The organism is Pseudomonas borbori (assembly GCF_900115555.1).
GTDB lineage: Bacteria > Pseudomonadota > Gammaproteobacteria > Pseudomonadales > Pseudomonadaceae > Aquipseudomonas > Aquipseudomonas borbori.
The window spans coordinates 123,866-146,122 of record NZ_FOWX01000006.1; the positions used below are offsets into that span (position 1 = coordinate 123,866).

The 22,257-nt window shown below is 66.2% G+C and carries 23 protein-coding genes; 17 read left to right on the plus strand and 6 right to left on the minus strand.

Going from position 1 to position 22,257, the window contains the following annotated elements:
* The first annotated feature begins 11 nt into the window (after nt 1-11).
* From BM315_RS06360 to BM315_RS06380, 5 genes are all read left to right on the plus strand, one after another.
* Nucleotides 12-806 (plus strand): bifunctional hydroxymethylpyrimidine kinase/phosphomethylpyrimidine kinase, encoded by a 795-nt coding sequence (locus tag BM315_RS06360; protein WP_090498968.1) that lies wholly within the window; start codon nt 12-14, stop codon nt 804-806.
* Nucleotides 807-833: 27 nt separating this feature from the next.
* Nucleotides 834-1,463 (plus strand): thiamine phosphate synthase, encoded by a 630-nt coding sequence (thiE, locus tag BM315_RS06365; protein ID WP_090498970.1) that lies wholly within the window; start codon nt 834-836, stop codon nt 1,461-1,463.
* 50 nt (nt 1,464-1,513) lie between these two features.
* On the plus strand, nt 1,514-2,803 hold the full coding sequence (gene hemL / locus BM315_RS06370; protein ID WP_090498972.1) for a glutamate-1-semialdehyde 2,1-aminomutase: 1,290 nt from the start codon (nt 1,514-1,516) through the stop codon (nt 2,801-2,803).
* On the plus strand, nt 2,803-3,459 hold the full coding sequence (locus tag BM315_RS06375; RefSeq protein WP_090498974.1) for a hypothetical protein: 657 nt from the start codon (nt 2,803-2,805) through the stop codon (nt 3,457-3,459). The genes hemL and BM315_RS06375 overlap by 1 nt, the downstream gene beginning before the upstream one ends.
* Before the next feature lie 92 nt (nt 3,460-3,551).
* Nucleotides 3,552-4,100 carry a tetratricopeptide repeat protein gene (locus BM315_RS06380; RefSeq protein WP_090498976.1) on the plus strand — a complete coding sequence of 183 codons (549 nt, stop codon included), beginning with the start codon at nt 3,552-3,554 and terminating at the stop codon, nt 4,098-4,100.
* 84 nt (nt 4,101-4,184) lie between these two features.
* Here the strand turns inward: BM315_RS06380 and BM315_RS06385 are convergent, their stop codons facing one another.
* Nucleotides 4,185-4,508 carry a DUF1820 family protein gene (locus tag BM315_RS06385; protein WP_079204654.1) on the minus strand — a complete coding sequence of 108 codons (324 nt, stop codon included), beginning with the start codon at nt 4,506-4,508 and terminating at the stop codon, nt 4,185-4,187.
* 132 nt (nt 4,509-4,640) lie between these two features.
* On the opposite strand from BM315_RS06385, the gene miaB reads away from it, so the two are divergent.
* The 5 genes from miaB to lnt all read left to right on the plus strand — a co-directional run bounded on the left by miaB (nt 4,641) and on the right by lnt (nt 10,121).
* Nucleotides 4,641-5,972, plus strand: a complete 1,332-nt coding sequence (miaB, locus tag BM315_RS06390; RefSeq protein ID WP_090498978.1) for a tRNA (N6-isopentenyl adenosine(37)-C2)-methylthiotransferase MiaB — start codon at nt 4,641-4,643, stop codon at nt 5,970-5,972.
* A gap of 159 nt (nt 5,973-6,131) precedes the next feature.
* Nucleotides 6,132-7,136, plus strand: a complete 1,005-nt coding sequence (locus BM315_RS06395; RefSeq protein WP_090498980.1) for a PhoH family protein — start codon at nt 6,132-6,134, stop codon at nt 7,134-7,136.
* The gene (gene ybeY, locus BM315_RS06400) at nt 7,129-7,587 is read left to right on the plus strand and encodes an rRNA maturation RNase YbeY (RefSeq protein ID WP_090498981.1); all 459 of its coding nucleotides are present in this window, start codon (nt 7,129-7,131) and stop codon (nt 7,585-7,587) included. Before BM315_RS06395 ends, ybeY begins: the two co-directional genes overlap by 8 nt.
* A gap of 39 nt (nt 7,588-7,626) precedes the next feature.
* Nucleotides 7,627-8,466, plus strand: coding sequence for a CorC family transporter (locus BM315_RS06405; RefSeq protein ID WP_090498983.1), 840 nt, complete (start codon nt 7,627-7,629; stop codon nt 8,464-8,466).
* Nucleotides 8,467-8,600: 134 nt separating this feature from the next.
* A complete protein-coding gene (lnt, locus tag BM315_RS06410) occupies nt 8,601-10,121 on the plus strand; it encodes an apolipoprotein N-acyltransferase (protein WP_090498985.1) in 1,521 nt (506 codons plus the stop codon).
* Between the two features lie 95 nt (nt 10,122-10,216).
* Here lnt and BM315_RS06415 read toward each other — a convergent pair whose 3' ends face one another.
* On the minus strand, nt 10,217-10,984 hold the full coding sequence (locus BM315_RS06415; protein ID WP_090498987.1) for a YdcF family protein: 768 nt from the start codon (nt 10,982-10,984) through the stop codon (nt 10,217-10,219).
* A 26-nt stretch (nt 10,985-11,010) separates the two neighbouring features.
* Nucleotides 11,011-11,457: a hypothetical protein gene (locus tag BM315_RS06420; protein ID WP_090498989.1), complete on the minus strand. Its 447-nt coding sequence runs from the start codon at nt 11,455-11,457 to the stop codon at nt 11,011-11,013.
* Nucleotides 11,458-11,648: 191 nt separating this feature from the next.
* On the opposite strand from BM315_RS06420, the gene leuS reads away from it, so the two are divergent.
* The 5 genes from leuS to BM315_RS06445 all read left to right on the plus strand — a co-directional run bounded on the left by leuS (nt 11,649) and on the right by BM315_RS06445 (nt 17,640).
* Nucleotides 11,649-14,255 (plus strand): leucine--tRNA ligase, encoded by a 2,607-nt coding sequence (gene leuS, locus BM315_RS06425; RefSeq protein ID WP_090498991.1) that lies wholly within the window; start codon nt 11,649-11,651, stop codon nt 14,253-14,255.
* A 59-nt stretch (nt 14,256-14,314) separates the two neighbouring features.
* On the plus strand, nt 14,315-14,926 hold the full coding sequence (locus tag BM315_RS06430) for an LPS-assembly lipoprotein LptE (protein WP_090498993.1): 612 nt from the start codon (nt 14,315-14,317) through the stop codon (nt 14,924-14,926).
* A 42-nt stretch (nt 14,927-14,968) separates the two neighbouring features.
* Nucleotides 14,969-16,015 carry a DNA polymerase III subunit delta gene (gene holA, locus BM315_RS06435; RefSeq protein ID WP_090498996.1) on the plus strand — a complete coding sequence of 349 codons (1,047 nt, stop codon included), beginning with the start codon at nt 14,969-14,971 and terminating at the stop codon, nt 16,013-16,015.
* Between the two features lie 99 nt (nt 16,016-16,114).
* The gene (arfA, locus tag BM315_RS06440; protein ID WP_090498998.1) at nt 16,115-16,273 is read left to right on the plus strand and encodes an alternative ribosome rescue factor ArfA; all 159 of its coding nucleotides are present in this window, start codon (nt 16,115-16,117) and stop codon (nt 16,271-16,273) included.
* Between the two features lie 74 nt (nt 16,274-16,347).
* Complete coding sequence (locus tag BM315_RS06445; RefSeq protein ID WP_090499000.1) at nt 16,348-17,640, plus strand: lytic murein transglycosylase; 1,293 nt, start codon at nt 16,348-16,350, stop codon at nt 17,638-17,640.
* A 15-nt stretch (nt 17,641-17,655) separates the two neighbouring features.
* Here the strand turns inward: BM315_RS06445 and BM315_RS06450 are convergent, their stop codons facing one another.
* Both BM315_RS06450 and BM315_RS06455 read right to left on the minus strand, forming a co-directional pair.
* Nucleotides 17,656-18,090, minus strand: coding sequence for a GFA family protein (locus tag BM315_RS06450; RefSeq protein ID WP_090499002.1), 435 nt, complete (start codon nt 18,088-18,090; stop codon nt 17,656-17,658).
* A complete protein-coding gene (locus tag BM315_RS06455) occupies nt 18,087-19,052 on the minus strand; it encodes a carbon-nitrogen hydrolase family protein (RefSeq protein ID WP_090499004.1) in 966 nt (321 codons plus the stop codon). The genes BM315_RS06450 and BM315_RS06455 overlap by 4 nt, the downstream gene beginning before the upstream one ends.
* Nucleotides 19,053-19,189: 137 nt before the next feature.
* On the opposite strand from BM315_RS06455, the gene BM315_RS06460 reads away from it, so the two are divergent.
* Nucleotides 19,190-19,921, plus strand: a complete 732-nt coding sequence (locus tag BM315_RS06460; RefSeq protein ID WP_090499006.1) for a winged helix-turn-helix transcriptional regulator — start codon at nt 19,190-19,192, stop codon at nt 19,919-19,921.
* A 94-nt stretch (nt 19,922-20,015) separates the two neighbouring features.
* Here the strand turns inward: BM315_RS06460 and BM315_RS06465 are convergent, their stop codons facing one another.
* Nucleotides 20,016-20,825, minus strand: coding sequence for a formate/nitrite transporter family protein (locus BM315_RS06465; RefSeq protein WP_090499009.1), 810 nt, complete (start codon nt 20,823-20,825; stop codon nt 20,016-20,018).
* Nucleotides 20,826-21,064: 239 nt separating this feature from the next.
* Between BM315_RS06465 and lipA the strand changes: the two genes are divergently transcribed.
* A complete protein-coding gene (lipA, locus tag BM315_RS06470; protein ID WP_090499011.1) occupies nt 21,065-22,117 on the plus strand; it encodes a lipoyl synthase in 1,053 nt (350 codons plus the stop codon).
* Nucleotides 22,118-22,257 lie beyond the last annotated feature (140 nt).

Genomic DNA, 22,257 nt, shown 5'->3' on the forward strand with positions numbered 1-22,257 from the left:
GCTCGCGCACCATGAAAACGCCTACTTCCCGCCCCGTAGTGCTCTGCCTGTCCGGCCACGACCCCAGTGGTGGTGCCGGCCTGCAAGCCGATATCGAAGCCCTGCTCGCACAAGGCTGCCACGCCGCGCCGACGGTCACCGCACTGACCGTGCAGGACACGGTCAATGTCACCGACTTCCGCGTACTCGACCGCGACTGGGTGCTGGCCCAGGCCAATGCGGTGATCGCCGATCTGCCGATCGCCGCGGTCAAACTGGGCATGCTCGGCTCGGTGGAAATGGTCGAGACCGTGTTGCAGATCATGCAGCAGTTGCCGGGCATTGCCCTGGTCTGCGACCCGGTCCTGCGCGCCGGCGGCGGTGGCGCCCTGGGCAAGGATGAAGTCGGCTACGCCATGCGCGAACGCCTGTTTGCCGTCGCCACCATCGCCACGCCGAACCTGCCGGAAGCGCGCATCCTCGCCGAACTGCCGGACGGCACCGCCGATGAATGCGCGGAGAAGCTGCTGCCCTATGTCCGGCACCTGCTGATCACCGGCGGCCACGGCGACGAGCAGCAGGTGCACAACCGCCTGTATTGCCGCGACGGCAGCCGTCACACCTTCACCTGCCAGCGCCTGCCGGGCAGCTACCACGGCTCCGGTTGCACCCTGGCCAGCGCCCTGGCCGGCCGCCTGGCCCTCGGCCAGGAGCTGGTCAGCGCCGTGCAGTTCGCCCTCGAGTACACCTGGCGCACCCTGCGCGACGCCGAGCAACCCGGCCACGGCCAGTACATTCCGCGCCGCCTACCGCTGGATACTTATTAATAGAAAGCAGCTGATGGAGCGCTTCCGATGAAACTGCGTGGCCTGTATGCCATCACCGACAGCCAGCTGCTGGCTGGCGGCAAGCTGTTGCCCTACGCCGAAGCGGCGCTCAAAGGTGGCGCCAGCCTATTGCAGTACCGCGACAAGTCCAGCGACGAGGCGCGCCGCCTGCGCCAGGCCGAAGCCCTGCGCGAGCTGTGCAATCGCTACGGCGCCGGGCTGATCATCAACGACGACGCCGAACTGGCCGCGCGCCTCGGCGTCGGCCTGCACCTGGGTCAGAGCGACGGTTCGCTGTCCGCCGCCCGCGCCCTGCTCGGCCGCCAGGCGATCATCGGCGGCACCTGCCACGCCCAGCTCGAGCTGGCCGAGGCCGCCACCAAGGAAGGCGTCAGCTATGTCGCCTTCGGCCGCTTCTTCGACTCCCACACCAAGCCCGGCGCCCCCGGCGCCACGCTCGAGCTGCTGGATCAGGCGAAGCGTCGCATCAACCTGCCGATCGTCGCCATCGGCGGCGTGACCCTGGACAATGCCGCCCTGCTGATTGCCCGTGGCGCCAGCATGGTGGCGGTGATCCACGCCCTGTTCGGCGCCGACTCGGCCGCCGAAGTCGAACGCCGCGCCCGCGCCTTCAGCGCCCTGTTCGCCACGAATTAACCGATTTGCCGGGTGATCCGTCTCACCCCGATTACTTGAGAGGCCCTGCCATGTCCCGTTCCGAAATTCTCTTCGCCCACGCCCAGAAGCACATCCCCGGCGGCGTCAACTCGCCGGTGCGCGCCTTCAAGAGCGTCGGCGGCACGCCGCTGTTCTTCAAGCACGCGGCCGGCGCCTATGTCACCGACGAGGACGACAAACGCTACGTGGATTACGTCGGTTCCTGGGGCCCGATGATTCTCGGCCACAGCCACCCGGACGTGCTCGATGCGGTGCGCCGCCAGTTGGAACACGGCCTGTCCTACGGCGCACCAACCGCCATGGAAACCGAGATGGCCGACCTGGTCTGCGCCCTGGTGCCGTCCATGGACATGGTGCGCATGGTCAGCTCCGGCACCGAAGCGACCATGAGCGCGATCCGTCTGGCGCGTGGCTTCACCGGCCGCGACAACATCATCAAGTTCGAAGGTTGCTACCACGGGCATTCCGACAGTTTGCTGGTCAAGGCCGGCTCCGGCCTGCTGACCCAGGGCGTACCGAGTTCGGCCGGGGTGCCGGCGGACTTCGCCAAGCACACCCTGACCCTGCCGTTCAACGACCTGGATGCGGTCGCGCAGATGCTCGGCGAAGTCGGCGACAGCGTCGCCTGCATCATCGTCGAGCCGGTGGCCGGCAACATGAACTGCGTGCCGCCGGCGCCGGGCTTTCTCCAGGGCCTGCGCGAACAGTGCGACCAGCATGGCGTGGTGCTGATCTTCGACGAAGTGATGACCGGTTTCCGCGTCGCCCTCGGCGGGGCCCAGGCGCATTACGGCGTGACCCCGGACCTGACCACCTTCGGCAAGATCATCGGCGGCGGCATGCCGGTCGGCTGCTTCGGCGGCAAGCGCGCGATCATGTCCTGCATCGCCCCGCTCGGCCCGGTCTACCAGGCCGGCACCCTGTCCGGCAACCCGCTGGCCATGGCCGCCGGCCTGACCACCCTGAAGCTGATCAGCCGCCCCGGCTTCCATGCCGAGCTGAGCGACTACACCGCCTGCATGCTGCAGGGCCTGCAGGATCGCGCCGATGCCGCCGGCATCCCCTTCGTCACCACCCAGGCCGGCGGCATGTTCGGCCTGTACTTCAGCGGCGCAGATGACATCGTCACCTTCGATGACGTGATGGCCAGCGATGCCGAACGCTTCAAGCGCTTCTTCCACCTGATGCTGGACGGCGGCGTCTACCTGGCCCCTAGCGCCTTCGAAGCCGGCTTCACCTCCATCGCCCACGGCCAGGCGGAACTGGCGATCACCCTGGACGCCGCCGAACGCGCCTTCGCCGAGCTGAAAAAAAGCTGATGCAGTACGGCACCGCCCTGACCGGCGGCATCCTGGCGCTGGCCTGCCTGGCCTGCGCCGTCGCCATCGGCAAGGCGCGCAAGCGCTACGGCGAGGCCGATCAGCCGGCGCTGTTCTGCGCCCTGCTCGGCTTTCTCCTGGCGGCCGCGGCTGCCTGCGCCGGAGTCATGGGGCATGCCGGCGACCCGGACTGGCAGGCCGCCCACCTGTGGCTGAGCCAGGCCAGCAGCTTCCTCGGTCTGCCGCTGCTTGGCGCGACCGCGCTGGCCATGGGCCGCGGCTGGGCCTGGAGCCGGCCGAACTGGGGCCGCGTGGTGCTGGGGCTGTGCGCCTTCTTCGAGCTGTTCCGGCAGATGAACCTGCTGGATGACTACCGCCTGCTGCTCAACCTGGCGAGCCTGCTGCTGATCGTCTATGCCGGCGCCATCCAGTGGCCGCGACGCACGCCGGCAGGCGTCGCAATGGCGGCTGCCGGCCTGTTCTTGCTGGCCGACCTGGCTGTCGGCGGCGACGGTTTTATCGGCCCGCTGCGCCGCATCGACCTGCTGCAGACCCTGTTGACCCCGGCCTACCCGCTGCTGGCCTGGCTGCTACTGAGCCTGCCGGGCAGTGCCACGGTTTGCGCCAAGCGAGAAAACCCCGTAAAGACTTTGTAAGAACGCCCCCGCTTATTTCATAATGCCAACGCCGACGCACCTTGTCGGCCGGGCACTAGGCCCGTACGGCTTCCTGAGGCACACGGATTTCCATGACTTGCACCGGCCGCACCCTATCGCTGGGCTGCCTGCTGCTTCTTCTGCCGCTGTTGGCGTTCGCAGGCGGCAACACCCTGCTGGTCCCCGCAACCGGCAGTTGCTCGCTGAACACCTCGACCGAAGACCTGCCCGATGCGCTGGCCGCCTGCCAGCAAGCGGCGCACAACGGCGACCCGCAAGCCGAATACGAGCTGGGCGAATTCTATTACGACGGCAAGCGCGCGCCGCGCGACCTGGCGCAAGCACTCAACTGGTTCGAACAGGCCTCGCTGCAGGGCCACGCCCAGGCGCAATACCGCCTGGGCATGATGTTCTTCCGCGGCGAAGGCGTACCGGCGAACAACGTGCAGGCGTTTATCGTGCTGAAGATGGCGGCGGTGAATGGCTCAGATGAAGCCATGGACAGCGCCGACCTGGTTTCCGAGCGCATGCAGCGCGAGGAACTGGAAATCGCCAGCCAGGTACTTGGCGAAATATTCCGCAACTACCTGCTCGAACTGCAGGCCGCCGACAGCCAATCGCCGTTCGCCCCGCTGCCGTAGCTGCGGCTGCCGGGGGCAGCAGCTATAAGCGGCAAGCCATAAGCGGCAAGCAGAAGCGAGTTCGCTTGCAGCTTGGCGCTCGCCCTACTTATCCGGCATCGGCATGGGAAACGGCATGACGTTGCCGCCACCCTTGGCTTCGCTGATCTTCGGCGTACCCAGGCGCTCGACTTCGTCGATGCGAATGATCGCGTGCATGGGCAGGAAGCTGCGCACCACGCCGTCGAACTGAGCCTTGAGCTTCTCTTCGCTGGGATCGACCACCACCTGGGTGCGCTCGCCGAAGACGAACTCCTCCACCTCCAGAAAGCCCCACAGATCGCTCTGAAAGATCTGCTTGGCGTACATTTCGTACACCTGGCCCTGGTTGAGAAAAATCACCTTATAGATGGGTTCGCGCTTGCTCATGGCTGGGAGCCTGGACTGAAGGGGAAATTAGAGGGCGCAAATCATAGCACAGCCACCGGGCAGGCAATGCTAGGAAGCCAGCCGTTCGGCCACTATAATGCGCGGTCCTTCGAGTCACCCTTTTGAGCGCGCATGACCAAGAAGCTTTATATCGAAACCCACGGCTGCCAGATGAACGAGTACGACAGCTCGCGCATGGTCGACCTGCTGGGCGAACATCAAGCCCTGGAAGTAACCGAACGCGCCGAAGATGCCGACGTGATCCTGCTCAATACCTGCTCGATTCGCGAAAGGGCCCAGGACAAGGTGTTCTCCCAGCTGGGTCGCTGGCGCGAGTTGAAGCTGGCCAACCCGGAGCTGGTGATCGGCGTCGGCGGCTGCGTGGCCAGCCAGGAAGGCGCGGCGATCCGCGACCGCGCGCCCTATGTCGACGTGGTCTTCGGCCCGCAGACCTTGCACCGTCTGCCGGAAATGATCGACGCCGTGCGTAGCACCAAGCTGCCGCAGGTGGACATTTCCTTCCCCGAGATCGAGAAATTCGACCGCCTGCCCGAACCACGGGTCGACGGCCCCAGCGCCTATGTTTCGGTGATGGAAGGCTGCAGCAAGTACTGCACCTTCTGCGTGGTGCCCTACACCCGCGGCGAGGAAGTCAGCCGACCACTGGCCGATGTGCTGAGCGAAGTGCTGCACCTGGCCGAAAACGGCGTGCGCGAAGTCACCCTGCTCGGCCAGAACGTCAACGGCTACCGTGGCGAAACCGCAGAGGGTCAGCTCGCCGATTTCGCCGAGTTGCTCTATGCAGTGGCGGCGATCGACGGCATCGACCGCATCCGCTACACCACCAGCCACCCGCTGGAGTTCTCCGACGCGCTGATCCAGGCCCATGCCGAGATCCCCGAGCTGGTCAAATACCTGCACCTGCCGGTGCAGTCGGGCTCCGATCGCATCCTCGCGGCGATGAAGCGGGGCCACACCGCACTCGAGTACAAGTCGCGCATCCGCAAGCTGCGCGCCGCGGTGCCGGACATCCTGATCAGCACCGACTTCATCATCGGCTTCCCTGGCGAAACCGAGAAAGACTTCGAGCAGACCATGAAACTGATCGAGGAGGTCGGCTTCGACTTCTCCTACTCCTTCGTCTATAGCGCGCGCCCCGGCACCCCGGCGGCGGACCTGGCCGACGACACCCCGGAGGAGCTGAAAAAGCAGCGCCTGGCGATCCTGCAGCAGCGCATCAGCCAGCAAGGCGCGGAAAACAGCCGGCGCATGGTCGGCACGCTGCAGCGCATCCTGGTCAGCGATTACTCGAAGAAGGACCCCGGCATGCTCCAGGGCCGCACCGAGAGCAACCGGGTGGTCAACTTCCGCAGCGACAACCCGCGCCTGATCGGCCAGTTCGTCGACGTGCATATCGACGACGCCCTGCCCAACTCGCTACGCGGCAGCCTGCTCGACGAATGAACGGCCCCGCCACACACGGCGGGGCAGCGCCCATTCCAGGCGCAACCCGAACCCACAGCAAGCGATGCTAAAGTCGCAGCAGCCCGAGCTTTCCCGCGCGCACCGCTAGCGGTATTCTTCATTTCACTACCCCAGCCGACTGGCGGCCACCAAACGACCTTGAACGCACCCATAGAACCTCATCGCTTTATCCTCGAGCCCTTTGAAGCTCGCCGCTTTGCCAGTCTCTGCGGGCAATTCGACGAACATTTGCGCCTGATCGAGGCGCGCCTGGCCATCGAGATCCGCAACCGCGGCAACCAGTTCGAGCTGATCGGCGCGCCGGAGCAGACCAACTCCGCCGAACAACTGCTGCGCCGCCTCTACCGCGAAACCAAGAGCACGGAGCTGTCACCGGACATGGTGCACCTGTTCCTGCAGGAGTCCGGCATCGAGGAATTGGCCAACCCCGGTGCCGAGAGCAGCATCGCCCTGCGCACCCGCAAGGGCATGATTCGTCCGCGCGGGGTCAACCAGCAGCGCTACGTCAAAGCCATTCTCGAGCACGACATCAACTTCGGCGTCGGCCCGGCCGGCACCGGCAAGACCTACCTGGCGGTGGCCTGCGCGGTGGACGCCCTGGAACGCGAGCAGATCCGGCGCATCCTGCTGGTGCGTCCGGCAGTGGAGGCGGGTGAGAAGCTCGGCTTCCTGCCCGGCGACCTGGCGCAGAAGATCGACCCCTACCTGCGCCCGCTGTACGACGCGCTCTACGAGATGCTCGGTTTCGAACAGGTGGCCAAGCTGATCGAGAAACAGGTGATCGAGGTTGCGCCGCTGGCCTACATGCGCGGCCGCACCCTGAACAACAGCTTCATCATCCTCGACGAGAGCCAGAACACCACCCTCGAGCAGATGAAGATGTTCCTCACCCGCATCGGCTTCGGCTCCACCGCGGTGATCACCGGCGACATCACCCAGGTCGATCTGCCGCGCGGCACCAAGAGCGGCCTGACCCATGTGATCGACGTGCTGCGCGACGTGCCGGGCATCAGCTTCACCCACTTCAAGCCCAAGGACGTGGTGCGTCACCCCCTGGTCCAGCGCATCGTCGAGGCCTATGAGCGTTACGACAACCGGGTTCACGGCAAGCTGATCGACGAGCAGGACAACGGCAATGCTTGAACTGGACCTGCAGGTCGCCAGCCAGGCTGCCGACTTACCCAGCGAGGCGCAGTTTCGCAGCTGGTGCGAAATCGCCCTGCGCCAGCGCACGGCCGATTCCGAGCTGACCATCCGCCTGGTCGACGAAGCCGAAGCCCGCGAACTCAACCACACCTATCGCCAGCGCGACTACGCCACCAACGTGCTGTCCTTCCCCGCCGACGTACCCGATGAATTATTGGATATCCCCCTGCTCGGCGACCTGGTGATCTGCGTGCCGGTAGTCGAGCGCGAGGCGCTCGAACAGGAAAAAACCCCGCAGGCGCATTGGGCGCACCTGGTGATCCATGGCTGCCTGCACCTGCTCGGCTACGACCACATCGACGATGCCGAAGCCGAGGAAATGGAAGCGCTGGAACGCACACTGCTCGCCGAGCTGGGTCATCCCGACCCCTACGCCGACGACAAATAGCAAATAATTGCCCATCAGCAAGGATCCCGAGTAACCCCCATGAGCGAAGACCGATCGAGCAACGAGCCGAAGTCCTGGTTGAACAAACTGACCCAGGCTTTTGCTCACGAGCCGAAAAACCGCCAGGAACTGCTGGAAGTACTGCGCGAAGCGCACCAGAACAAGCTGCTCGACAGCGAAGCGCTGGCCATTGTCGAAGGCGCCATCCAGGTCGCCGACCTGCAGGTGCGTGACATCATGGTGCCGCGCTCGCAGATGATCAGCATCAAGGCCAACCAGACGCCCAGGGAGTTTTTGCCCTCGATCATCGAAGCCGCCCACTCGCGCTATCCGGTGGTGGGCGAGAGCCTGGATGACGTGATCGGCATCCTCCTGGCCAAGGATCTGCTGCCGCTGGTACTGCTGGATCAGCAGCCGAACTTCAACATCAAGGATGTGCTGCGTCCGGCGACCTTCGTCCCCGAGTCCAAGCGCCTCAACGTACTGCTGCGCGAGTTCCGCGCCAACCACAACCACATGGCCGTGGTGATCGACGAATACGGCGGAGTGGCCGGCCTGGTGACCATCGAAGACGTGCTCGAGCAGATCGTCGGCGACATCGAGGACGAACACGATGTCGAGGAAGACAGCTACGTCAAACCGCTGCCCAGCGGCGACTTCCTGGTCAAGGCACTGACCCCGATCGACAGCTTCAACGAGTCGTTCGACACCGAATTTTCCGATGACGAGTTCGACACCGTCGGCGGCCTGGTGATGAGCGCCTTCGGCCACCTGCCCAAGCGCAACGAGGTGACCGAGATCGGCGAGTTCCGCTTCCGCGTACTCAACGCCGACAGCCGGCGCATCCACCTGCTGCGCCTGACCCCGCTGGTGCGCTGAAGCGCCAGCGCTGCCTTGGCAGGGATGGGTTAGTCGCGCAGCGGCGTGCCCCATCAATGCCCCCCGCCACACCTTCCCCCCTCCCGCATTCCGCTCTACCCTTGCGCCACCCCCAATCCAAGGATCTGCATGCAATGCACTGGATAACTCGCTCCGGCTGGCCGGGCAACCTGATCGCCCTGGTGGCCGGCGCCATCACCCCGCTGGCGCTGGCACCGCTCGACCTGTGGCCGCTGGCACTGCTCTCGATCGCCCTGTTCTATCTCGGCCTGCGCGACCTGAACCCACGCCAGGCGGCGTGGCGCGGCTGGTACTACGGCTTCGGCCTGTTCGCCGCCGGCACCAGCTGGGTCTACGTCAGCATCCACGACTACGGCGCCGCCTCGCCGGCCCTGGCGGCTTTCCTCACCCTCGGCTTCGTCGCCGGCCTGGGCCTGCTGCTGGCCCTGGCCGCCTGGCTGTGGGCGCGCTGGCTGCGCCGCAGCGAAGCGCCACTGGCCGACGCCCTGGCCTTTGCCGCCCTGTGGCTGACCCAGGAAGCCTTTCGCAGCTGGTTCCTCACCGGCTTCCCCTGGCTCTACGCCGGTTACAGCCAACTGGACGGCCCACTGGCCGGACTCGCGCCCGTCGGCGGGGTATGGCTGCTGTCCTTCGTCCTGGCCTTGAGCGCCGCGCTGCTGGTCAACCTGGTACAACTGCGCGCGCGCAAGGCCTTTCTCGCCACAGCCTTGGTGCTGCTGGCCGGCCCCTGGGTCGCCGGCCTCGCACTCAAGGGCCACGCCTGGACTCTTCCTGCCGGCGAACCGCTCAGGGTCGCGGCCATGCAGGGTAACGTCGAGCAGAACCTGAAGTGGGATCCAGCTCAGCTCAACGCCCAGCTGGCGCTGTACCGCGACCTGAGTTTCAGCGCCCAACCGACCGACCTGATCGTCTGGCCGGAGACCGCGGTGCCGGTGCTCAAGGAACAGGCCGCCGGCTACCTCCAGTTCATGCACCGCTTCGCCAGCGAACGCCAGGCCGCGCTGATCACCGGTGTACCGATCCGCCAGGCCAACGAACGCGGCGAGCAGCGCTACTACAACGCCGTCAGCGTGATCGGCCAGGGCGAAGGCGACTACCTCAAGCAGAAGCTGGTGCCCTTCGGCGAGTACGTCCCCCTGCAGGAAGTGCTGCGCGGGCTGATCGCCTTCTTCGACCTGCCGATGTCGGACTTCGCCCGCGGTTCGGCCGAACAGCCGCTGCTGCAGGCCAAGGGCTACAAGATCGCCACCTTCATCTGCTACGAAGTGGTCTATCCGGAGTTTGCCGCCGGGCTCGCCGCACACAGCGAACTGCTGCTGACGGTGAGCAACGACGCCTGGTTCGGCAGCTCGATCGGCCCGCTGCAGCACCTGCAGATGGCCCAGATGCGCGCCCTCGAAGCCGGACGCTGGATGATCCGCGCGACCAACAACGGCATGACCGTGCTGATCGACCCCTTCGGCCGGATCACCGAGCAGCTGCCGCAGTTCGAACGAGGCGTGCTCTATGGCGAGGTGGTGCCCATGCAACAGCTGACGCCTTACTTGTATTGGCGCGCCTGGCCGCTGCTGATCCTTTGCGCCCTGCTGCTGACCTGGGCGTTGCTGGCCGGGCGCATGGCCAGGACGCTGTAGCTGCCAATTGGACGCGCTGCCTGCTTTCGTCGCCCGGATAAGCCTTGGCGCAATCCGGAATTGCGTCCCCCCGGATTGCGCTGCGCCTATCCGGGCTACGGTTGACCGTAGACCAGGGGATAGATCAACAAACCCAGCGCCTCGTTGAGCAACAGGCTGCTCTGCCACAGCGCCTTGCTTTCCGGCAGCCAGCCGCCGGCCGGGCGGCCGTTGGCCACGCTGAGAAAGCCCACCGGCGCCGCCAGCACCTGAAAGCCCGCCTGCTCGAAGCACCAGCGCGCCCTGGGCATGTGCCAGGCCTGGGTCACCAGCAACACCCGCCTGACCCCGGCACCCTGTAGCAGTTCAGCGCTGTGCGTGGCGTTTTCCCAGGTGGTGCGGCTGGCCCCCTCCTGCCAGCGCACCGCCACGCCGAAGTCACGGGCCAACACCTGCGCCGCCAGCGCGGCCTCGCTGGGCGGCTGACCATAATGCAGGCCGCCACTGGTCGCCAGCGGCACGCCCGAAACCTTGGCCAGACGCGCGGCATAGCGCAGCCGTTCCAGCGCCATCGAGCTGGGCTGATCATCGGCCCAGGCCGGATCGCCCTGCTCGCGCCCACCACCGAGCACGACAATCGCATCCACCTGCCGGGCCAGATCGGTCCAGCGCGCCTCGGCCAGCGCCGGCTCAGACTCCAGCAGACGCGCCGACCACTCCACCGCGATTGGCAGACTCATCAACCACAGCCCGCCGAGCGCCAGGCCGAAACAGCTGGCGGCCACCCGTGGAAAACGCTGGCGCAACCACCAGGCAACCAGCAGCGCGAGCAGCAGCACGCCCGGCGGCATCAACAGTTGTTTGAACAGGTAACGAATAGCCATCGGACACCTCCCAGGTGCCCGGCAGCCTAACGGGGATCGCGTGCCCGGAACAGCTGCGAGCCACACGAAAGACAGGAATGCACGCCCTGCCCCGGCCGCCAGCTGGCAACCACACCACAGAGCGCGCAGCACAGTTGCACACGGCGCTTGATCAGCGGCCTCATTTTGCCGAACGGCTTGGCCACCGGCCTCAGGGACGCACGGCCGACCTTGGCTGCGCGCGTAGGCCAGTGCTCGATCACCGCCAGTTCCTCGGCTGCGGCATGCCAACCCCGCAACCAATTCAGGTCATGATCCATATAGGCACGAATGAACTCCAACTCGGCTGCGGTCAAGTCGCGCAACTCCAACTCATCAGGCACCGTGGCAGACAGGCCAGCCATACTGTCGGCTTCTTCCAGCGCCAGGCTCAGCCGCTGCAGCAACCGCTCGTACAAGCCACCCGAGTCCTCCGCTCGTCGCAACTCACCCATCCCTTCACCTCAATGCCGGCCCCGATCGTCCAGCTCATATAACAAGCTTAGCGGCAGGCCCTAAACCAGCCGGGCGCCGCGACAAACGGCGATACCCCGGCCTCGCCGCGCAATCAGGGTTTCCCTCAGTTGCAGGGGGTCATGTATGCTACGGCGTTTCCCGAAGCCCCCATTCCCCAGCGCCAGTAGCCATGCACGAACAGTATCAGCCACGCGAAATCGAAGCCGCCGCGCAATCCCACTGGGACTCGCAAAAATCCTTTGTAGTGAGCGAACAGCCAGGCAAGGACACCTTCTATTGCCTGTCGATGTTCCCCTACCCCAGCGGCAAGTTGCACATGGGCCATGTGCGCAACTACACCATTGGTGACGTGATCGCCCGCTACCAGCGCATGCTCGGCAAAAATGTGCTGCAGCCGATGGGCTGGGACGCGTTCGGCATGCCGGCGGAAAACGCCGCGATGAAGAACAGGGTCGCGCCCGCCAAGTGGACCTACGAAAACATCGAGTACATGAAGACCCAGCTGAAAAGCCTGGGCCTGGCGGTCGACTGGTCGCGTGAAGTGACCACCTGCAAGCCGGACTACTACCGCTGGGAGCAATGGCTGTTCACCCGCCTGTTCGAGAAGGGCGTGATCTACCGCAAGAACGGCACGGTCAACTGGGACCCGGTGGATCAGACCGTACTGGCCAACGAGCAGGTCATCGACGGCCGCGGCTGGCGCTCCGGCGCGGTCATCGAAAAACGCGAAATCCCCATGTACTACTTCAAGATCACCGCCTATGCGGAAGAACTCTTGAGCAGCCTGGACGACCTGGATGGCTGGCCGGAACAGGTCAAGACCATGCAGCGCAACTGGATCGGAAAATCGCGCGGCATGGAGGTCAGCTTCCCCTATGACCTCGCCAGCATCGGACAGGCCGGCGCGCTGAAAGTCTTCACCACCCGCCCCGACACCCTGATGGGCGCCACCTATGTGGCGGTGGCCGCCGAGCATCCGCTGGCGACGCTGGCCGCGCAGGGCAATGCCGAGCTGCAAGCCTTTATCCACGAATGCAAAAGCGGCAGCGTCGCCGAAGCCGACCTGGCCACCCAGGAAAAGAAAGGCCTGCCCACCGGCCTGTTCGTCGAACATCCGCTGACCGGCGAGAAGCTGCCGGTGTGGGTCGCCAACTATGTGCTGATCCACTACGGCGACGGCGCGGTGATGGCCGTGCCGGCCCACGACGAACGCGACTTCGAGTTCGCCCACAAGTACCACCTGCCGATCAAGCCAGTGATCCGCACCAGCGCCGGTGACGAGACGCCGCAACCCTGGCAGGACGCCTACGGCGAACACGGCCAGCTGATCAACTCCGGCGACTTCGACGACCTGGATTTCCCCGGAGCCTTCGACGCCATCGAAGTCGCCCTGCTGAAGAAATCCCTCGGCCAGTCGCGCACCCAGTTCCGCCTGCGCGACTGGGGCATCAGCCGTCAGCGCTACTGGGGCTGCCCGATCCCGATCATCCATTGCGAGACCTGCGGCGACGTGCCGGTGCCGGAAGACCAGTTGCCGGTGGTGCTGCCCGAAGACGTGGTGCCGGACGGCGCCGGCTCGCCGCTGGCGCGCATGGCCGAGTTCTACCAGTGCAGCTGCCCGAAATGCGGCGCGCCGGCCAAGCGCGAAACCGACACCATGGACACCTTCGTCGAGTCGTCCTGGTACTTCGCCCGCTACGCCTCGCCGCAGTACAGCAAAGGCATGGTCGACCCGGCCGCTGCCGACCACTGGCTGCCGGTGGATCAATACATCGGCGGCATCGAGCACGCCATCCTGCACCTGCTCTACGCGCGTTTCTTCCACAAGCTGATGCGTGACGAAGGCCTGCTCAACTCCGACGAGCCGTTCAAGAACCTGCTGACCCAGGGCATGGTGGTGGCCGACACCTATTACCGCACCCTGGAGAATGGCGGCAAAGACTGGTTCAACCCGGCCGACGTGGAAATCGAGCGCGACGCCAAGGGCAAGGTCATCGCCGCCAAGCTGAAAAGCGACGGCCTGGCCGTGGAGATCGGCGGCACCGAGAAGATGTCCAAGTCGAAGAACAACGGCGTCGACCCGCAGGCCATGATCGATGCCTACGGCGCCGACACCTGCCGGCTGTTCATGATGTTCGCCTCACCGCCGGACATGAGCCTGGAATGGTCGGACTCCGGCGTCGAGGGAGGCAGCCGCTTCCTGCGTCGCGTCTGGCGCCTGGCCCAGGCCCACGTCAGCGCCGGCCTGCCGGGTACGCTGGACAAAACCGCACTGAGCGACAGCCATAAAGAGATACGCCGCGCCATCCATCTGGCGATCAGGCAAGCCAGCCAGGATATTGGCCAGCATCACAAGTTCAACACCGCCATCGCCGCCGTGATGACCCTGATGAACGTGCTGGAAAAGGCCGCTCAAGAGACCGCCCAGGATCGCGCCCTGCTCCAGGAAGGCCTGGAAACCGTAGCCCTGCTGCTGGCACCGATCACCCCGCACATCAGCCACCAACTGTGGCTGGAGCTCGGCCACCAGGGGGCGATCATCGACGCCCAGTGGCCGGCGGTGGACGAGTCGGCCCTGGTGCAGGACAGCCTGCAGCTGGTGATCCAGGTCAACGGCAAGTTGCGCGGACACATCGACATGCCGGCCGCGGCCTCCCGCGAGGAAGTCGAAGCAGCGGCGCGGGCCAACGAAAACGTATTGCGTTTCACCGAAGGCCTGAGCATCCGCAAAGTGATTGTGGTGCCGGGCAAGCTGGTCAACATAGTCGCCAACTGAATGGGCCCGGCGCGACCGCGTGGCGGCGCGCCGGGAAGCTCGACAAGGGGATAGCAAAGATGATGAAACGGAATCTGTTGGTAATCGGCCTCGCCGCGCTGCTCGGCGCCTGCGGCTTCCAGCTGCGCGGCACCGGCGACGTCGAGTTCGCCCTCAAGGAGCTCGACGTCAGCGCGCGCAATGCCTATGGCGATACGGTCAAGCAGGTGCGTGAGGTGCTGCAGGACAACGGCGTACGTGTCCACCCCGGCGCCGCCTATCGCCTGGTGCTGAGCGACGAGCAGGAAAACCAGCGCACCGCCAGCTACACCAGCTCCGCACGCACTGCCGAATACGAACTGACCCTGACCCTCGACTACGAGATCCGTGGCGCGCAGAACCTGTTGCTGACCAGCAACCAGCTGGAAGCGCAGAACTTCTACGCCCAGGACGGCAACAATCTGGTCGGCTCCGACCAGGAAGCGGCGCAACTGCGCAGCGAAATGCGCCGCGAGCTGGTGCAACAACTGGTCCAGCGCCTGCGACAGGTCACCCCGGCCCAGCTCGACCAGCTGCAACAGAGCGCCGCAGCCAAGGCCGAAGCCGAAGCCGAAGCCCTGGAAGCCGCGCGCCAGCGCGAGGCCGCCCAACCGCAGCAGTCGCCCGTGCAACTGCCGACCCCCAGTCAGTAGAACCGCCGGGGCCGCCGCTACGGCCCCGCCGATCAGCGCCCGATGAAACTCACCCCCGCACAACTCGCCAAGCACCTCCAGGGCAACCTGGCGGCGGTGTACGTGGTCAGTGGCGACGAACCGCTGCTGTGCCAGGAGGCCTGCGACGCGATTCGTGCCGCCACCCGCGAGCAGGCGTTCAGCGAACGCCAGGTGTTCAACGCCGACGCCGGCTTCGACTGGGGCAACCTGCTGCAGGCCGGCGCCAGCATGTCGCTGTTCGCCGACAAGCGCCTGCTGGAGCTGCGCCTACCCTCCGGCAAGCCCAGCGACAAGGGCGCGGCCGCCCTGCTCGAATACCTGGCGCGCCCGCCGGAAGACACCGTGCTGCTGATCAGCCTGCCGAAACTCGACGGCAGCGCGCAGAAGACCAAGTGGGCCAAGGCCCTGATCGACGGCCCGCAGTGTCAATTCGTGCAGATCTGGCCGGTGGATGCCCAGCAGCTGCCGCAATGGATTCGCCAACGCCTGGCCCAGGCCGGTCTGAGCGCCAGCCAGGAGGCGGTCGAGATGATCGCCGTGCGCGTGGAGGGCAACCTGCTCGCCGCTGCCCAGGAAATCGAAAAACTCAAGCTGCTCGCCGATGGCGGGCAGATCGAGGCCAGCACCGTGCACGCGGCGGTTGCCGATAGCGCCCGCTTCGACGTGTTCGGCCTGATCGACGCGGCCCTCAACGGCGAAGCCGCCCATGCCTTGCGCATGCTCGAAGGCTTGCGCGGCGAAGGGGTCGAGCCGCCGGTGATCCTCTGGGCGCTGGCCCGCGAAATCCGCCTGCTCGCCACCATCGCCCAGCAATACGGCCAGGGCATGCCACTGGACAAGGCCTTCGGCTCGGCGCGCCCGCCGGTCTGGGACAAGCGCCGACCGCTGGTCAGCAAAGCCCTGCAGCGTCTTTCCGCCGCACGCTGGGCCGCGCTGCTGCAGGACGCCCAGCGCATCGATGCGCAGATCAAGGGCCAGGCCGCCGGCGATCCCTGGAGCGGTTTGCGCATGCTGACCCTGAGCCTGTGCGGGCAACGCCTCAGCCTGCCCGGTGACCCCGGCCTGTAACCCCGCCCGCCGGTCGCAGCCGGAGCGCCTGGACATTTTTTAACCAGCGGCTCATCATGCATGGACCCGCGCGTCGCGGGCCGCCGATGAGGACCCCGCATGGCCAAAAACCGCAAGCAGAAGCCGAACAAGGCCAAATCCCTGATCGCCCAGCCGCTGTTCCGCTGCCGACAGGAAAAACCCGGCAAAGGCAAAGGCAGTTATCGCCGCGAAGCCTCCCAGCAAAACTGGGAGGCTTCAGTCCTTCTGGCCGCCTGAAAGCCTGCTGCAGCCCGCCTGGAGCCTCAACCGTGCTAAGGTAGCGGCCTGCAAAAAAACGTCTTGAGACCACCATGCCCAACCTGCTTGTTCGCAGCCTGAGCCACATCACCTCGGCTTGCCTCCTCCTGCTCCTGACGGCCTGTGCCGAGGCGCCCGCTCAATCGCTGGCCACGCTAGCCGACAGCCCGAGCAGCACCTCGAGCAACCAACCCGAGCCCGCGGCTGCGCCCGAAAAACTCAGCTTCGCCGACTGGCGTGCCCTGCTGCGCAGCGATGCGATTGCCGCCGGCATCGACCCGGCGCTGTTCGATCGCGCCTTCGCCGGCGTCAGCCCCAACCCCGATGTGCTGGTTGCCGACAGCAGCCAACCGGAATTTACCCGGCCGGTATGGGAATACCTGGATGGCGCGGTCTCCCCTCTGCGAGTCGCCCGCGGTCAGAGCCTGTTGCTGCAACACGGCAACACCCTTGCGCGCATCGAACAACGCTACGGCGTGGACAGAGAGACCCTGGTAGCCGTATGGGGCCTGGAGAGCAACTTCGGCAGCAACATCGGCACTCACAACGTGATTCGCTCGCTCGCCACCCTGGCCTACGAAGGCCGCCGCCAGGTGTTCTGGCGCAGCCAGCTGCTTGCCGTGCTGCAGATCCTCCAGCACGGTGACATCACCCCGCAACGCCTGGTCGGCTCCTGGGCTGGCGCCATGGGCCAGACCCAGTTCATGCCCACCACCTATAACGAACATGCCGTGGATTTCGACGGCGATGGCCGCCGCGACCTGTGGAACTCCTCGGCCGACGCCCTGGCCTCGGCAGCCCATTACCTGCAGGCCTCGGGCTGGCAGAAGGGCCAGCCCTGGGGCTATGAGGTGCGCCTGCCGCAGGCCTTCGACTACAGCCTGGCCGACCCGGAAGTACGCCGCAGCCTGGCCGAGTGGACCGCGCTGGGGGTCGCGGCGGTCACGCCGCCAGCCCAGCACCTGGCAAGCGAAACCATGGCCACCCTGCTGCTGCCGGCCGGCCATCGCGGCCCGGCCTTTCTGCTGCTGAGCAATTTCCGCAGCATCCTCAAATACAACAACTCGACCTCCTACGCCCTGGCCATCGGCCTGCTGTCCGACGGCCTGCGCGGTGGCGAAGGCGTGCGTGCCGCCTGGCCCCGCGAGGAGCGCCAACTGGGCCGCAGCGAGCGCATCGAGCTGCAGGAACTGCTGGCGCAGAACGGCCTGAAGCCGGGACCGGCCGACGGCATCATCGGCGCCAACACGCGCAAGGCCGTGCGCGCCTTCCAGCTGCAACTGGGCTGGCCAGCCGACGGCTACCCGACCCAAGAGCTGCTGGTGCGGCTGCGCGCGCCACTCTGAGCGTGCACGGCCGAACTATTCGGCCATGCTCTGCCCCGAACCGCCCATCTCCGCGGGCAGGTCGCGCAGCTTCGGCAGCCCATCCCTGATCTGTAGCACCGCCTCCTGATAATGCACGTGGAGCGCCGGCCGGTACGTCAGCTGTGGGATAAGCGCGGCATACACATCGACCAAGCCCATGCCCGGATGCTCGGTGAACAGGTGGCCGCCGCAGCGCTTGCACCACTTGCGGCTACTGGCCGGCGTCTTGTTGTAGCAGTCGATATTCTCGGCACCGCGGGTCACGCTCAGCGCCTCGGGCGGCCACAGGCTGAAGGCATTGACCGGCCCTGCCGACCACTGCCGACATGACTGGCAGTGGCAATAGCCCATCGCCACCGGCTCGCCGCTGACCGTAAATTCGACCGCGCCGCAGAAACAGCGGCCCGGGTAAAGCTGCTGGCTACTCATGCTTGCTCTCCTCTATGATCGCTATCGCTGTCCAGGCGCAGACTGGTCGCCGGCGTCCGCCGTACCTGCAATTCGAAGATGTCGGCACGGGCGTAATGCCCGCTGACGTCGAGGGTGCGCCGGGCCGGCGCTACCTGGGCGATATCGATGTCGGCATACAGAATGCCTTCCTCGCGGTGCAACGGCCCGGCCACCAGCCGCCCCGTGGGGTCGACCACCAGCGAATCGCCGTCATTGATCCATTCCTGCGGATCGGCAAACAGCTGCTCGCGGCAGGGGAAATCCTCGGGAATGTCGCTGCCGCGCAGCACGCTGCCACTGCCGAGCACCCAGCAGCGGCCTTCGAGGGCGATGTGGCGCAGGCTGCCGGCCCAGCTGTCGCCACTGTCGTAGGTCGGCGCGATGTAGATCTCCACGCCTTGAGCATAGAGCGCGTAGCGTGCCAGCGGCATGTAGTTCTCCCAGCACAGCAGCGTCCCCAGGCGGCCGACCGGGGTGTCCACCGTGCGCAGTCCCGCTGCATCGCCGGGGGCGTGCACCATGCGCTCGGGGTTGGTCGGCATCAGCTTGCGGTGGCGATTGAGCAGCGTACCGTCGGCGCCTATCACCACCACGCTGTTGTAGAGGGTGCCGCCACCCTGGCGCCGCTCGCACTCATTGAGCCCACAGACCAGGGTAACGCTATGCTCGCGGGCCGCCTGGTACAGGGGGTCGAGGTCCACACCGGCGAGGTCCACGGCATTGGCCAGCAGTCGCCCATGCAGCTGGCTCAGTAACGCCCCATCGCGGCCCGGGGCCAGGCGCCAGATCCACGACGGGTAACCGGGAATGAACAACTCGGGCAAGACCACCAGCGCGGCTCCCGCCGCCGCAGCCTCGGCAACCGACTGCACGCCTCGCGCCAGAGTCGCGGCGCGATCGAGCAGAACGGGGGGACGCTGAATGATGGCAATCATGGTCATGATGCTCTCCTATGCGCGAACGCTATCGACTATCGAAGTCTCAGCCTGCGCCTGGCGTATCGAGCAAACTAGTCCAGAATCTGAAGTGTTGGACCTGGCGCCTCGAATCCCAGGTGCACCAACAGTGGGAACTCAGGATGGATGACAGCTACGGGCAGTTCTGTACGGTCGCACGCGCCGCCGAGGCGCTGTGCGAGCGCTGGACACCGCTGGTAGTGCGCGAGTTGCTGTGCGGCAGCAAGCGCTTCAACGACCTGCACCGCGGCGTACCGCGCATGTCCACCAGCCTGCTGAGCCAGCGCCTGCGCCACCTGGAGGAGCTCGGCGTGGTGCGGCGCACGACCAATGGCAAGATCAGGGAGTACAGCCTGACCGAGGCGGGCGAGGATTTGCGCCCGATCATCATGGCGCTCGGCCACTGGGGCGCGCACTGGATCGGCAGTCGCCTGCGCGACGACGAACTCGACGCCGGCCTGCTGATGTGGGATGTGCGCCGCTTCGTGTGCCTCGCCGAATTCCCGCCGCGACCGGTGGTCATCCATTTCAGCTTCCGCGACGCCCGGCCTGGCGAATGTGCGTGGTGGCTGCTGGTCGAGCACGGCGTGGCCGACCTGTGCCGCGACGATCCCGGCCGCGAGCCGACCCTGGTGGTGGACGCGACGGTGCGCGCCCTTACCGAGGTCTGGAGCGGCGAACGCAGCCCAGGGGACGCTCTCCAGGCCCGCGAGTTGCGGGTAATGGGCGCGCCCGTGGACACGCAGAACCTTTGGCGCTGGCTCGGCACCAGCGCCTTCGCCACAACCCGCAGCAATGCCCGCCAGCGGATCGACGGCAGCGACGCCTCGGCACCCGCTGCCCGCCGCCGATGAATGCTGCACCGCGGGCGCTGGTCGCCGATCGAGTACCGCAGTGTTGCGCAACGGCCGGTCATCGACCCCCTTGCATGGCGGCGGTCGCGCAAGCTCAACCTTGCCGCGAGTCGCCGCGCAGATAGGCCAGCCAGTACACCCCGGCGACCAGCAGGGTGCCGCCGACGATATTGCCCAGGGTCACCGCCAGCAGATTATGCCCCACCCCCGCGAGCGAGATCGCAGCCTGGCCGTCCAATGCCAGGCCGTAAGGCAGGAAGAACCAGTTGGCGATGGAATGCTCGAAGCCGACGGCGACGAAGGCGCTGATGGGAAACAGGATGGCGAGGATCTTGTCGCTGACGCTGTGTCCGCCCATCGCCAGCCAGACCGCCAGGCACACCAGGGTGTTGCTCAGGATGCCGCGGGCGAAGGCCTCGAGCAGGGACAGTTCGACCTTGCCGCGGGCAATCTGCAGCGCGCTCTCCGCCACCGCGCCACCAGCCAGCCCGGCGGTGTCGGCCAGCAGCACCAGCAGTACGGTCCCCAGGCAGCCGATCACGTTGCCCAGGTAGACCAGGCACCAGTTGCGCAGCACCTGCCGGCCACTGATCAGGCGGCTGGCCCAGGCCATTGCCAGCAGATTGTTGCCGGTGAACAGCTCGGCTCCGCCGACTACCACCAGCACCAGGCCGAGACAGAAGCCCAGGCCACCAAGCAGGCGCGTGACACCAAAACCGAGCTGGCTCTCGGTGACGATCACGGTGAACAGCAGAGCGCCCAGGGAGATGAACGCGCCCGCCAGCAGCGCCAGCACGAACAGGCTCAAGGCCTCCGCGCGCGCCTTGGCCACCCCCATCTCCTCGACCCGGCGAGCGATCTGCCGCGGCTGATAGGCGTCGGCAAACAGATGTTCTTCCGCCATGCGCGCTCAACCCTCCCCGCGGTCGACAGCGTCTTCGAGCCCATCCATCTGAACCCACCCGCCATAAGTCTAGTCACTCGAGGCCAAGCCAGCGGCGTAAATTCGAAGCGGCCATCCGCCCCTGAAGCCGACCTGGACCGCACGGCGCTCGACGGACCGCAGGGTCAGCTCTGTGGTAAACTGCGCGGCGGCCACAAGCCGCCTCGTCCACGGATCCTCCAGCGGAGCCCAGATTGCCGATGTCCGACACCTCCCCACCCAAACCCGTTGCCAGCGGCGAAAAATTCCGCACCACCCAGGGCACCACCGCGATCAAGGACGGGCAGAAACGCCGCGCCTCGAGCGAACCCCAGGTATTCGAACCCAAGCCCAAGTGGCTGCGGGTCAAGGCTCCCGCCGGCAGCCGCTTCGAAGCGGTCAAGCGCAATGTCAACGAACACCGCCTGAGCACCGTGTGTCAGGAATCCCACTGCCCGAACCTCGGCGAATGCTGGTCCAACGGCACCGCCACCATCATGCTGATGGGCTCGGTATGCACCCGCGCCTGCCGCTTCTGCGCGGTGGATACCGGCAACCCCAACGGCTGGCTGGACCAGGAAGAGCCGCAGAACACCGCCAAGTCGGTGGAGCTGATGGCGCTGCGCTATATCGTCCTGACCTCGGTGGACCGCGACGACCTGGACGACGGCGGCGCCAGCCACTACGCCGCCTGCATACGCGCCATCAAGGAGCGCACCCCGCAAGTGGTAGTGGAGGCCCTGACCCCGGACTTCGACGGCGACCCACTGGCCATCGAGCGCGTGGCGGACTCGGGCCTCGAGGTGTTCGCGCAGAACGTCGAGACGGTCAAGCGCCTGACCCATGAAGTGCGCGACCCCCGCGCCGGCTACGAGAAGACCCTGCGCGTACTGGAGCACGCCAAGCGCCATCGCCCGGCGATGCTGACCAAGACCAGCCTGATGCTGGGCCTGGGCGAGACCGACGAGGAAGTCCTGCAGACCATGGATGACCTGCGCGCCATCGGCGTGGACATCCTCACCCTGGGTCAATACCTGCAGCCGACCCGTAACCACCTGCCGGTCAAGCGCTGGGTCAGCCCGGAAGAGTTCAATCGCCTGCGCGATATCGGCCTGAGCAAGGGCTTCATGGAAGTCGCCGCCGGCCCGCTGGTGCGCTCCAGCTACCGTGCCGACCGGGTGTTCGAGAAGAACAACCTGGGTCTGGCGGCGCCGGTAGCGGTGCCGGGTCAGGAGCTCGACTCGAGCCTGATTCCGACGCTCAACCTGAACTGATCGGACCGCACAACGCCTGCCCCCGGGCCTTGCCTGGGGGCAGGCGTTTGTTTATCCGCAATCAGGCCATTGAAAAGGCAATGTTCCCGTACGCATCGGCGCACAGGTGTAGGGGCTGGCTTCGTAGGGTGCGCCGTGCG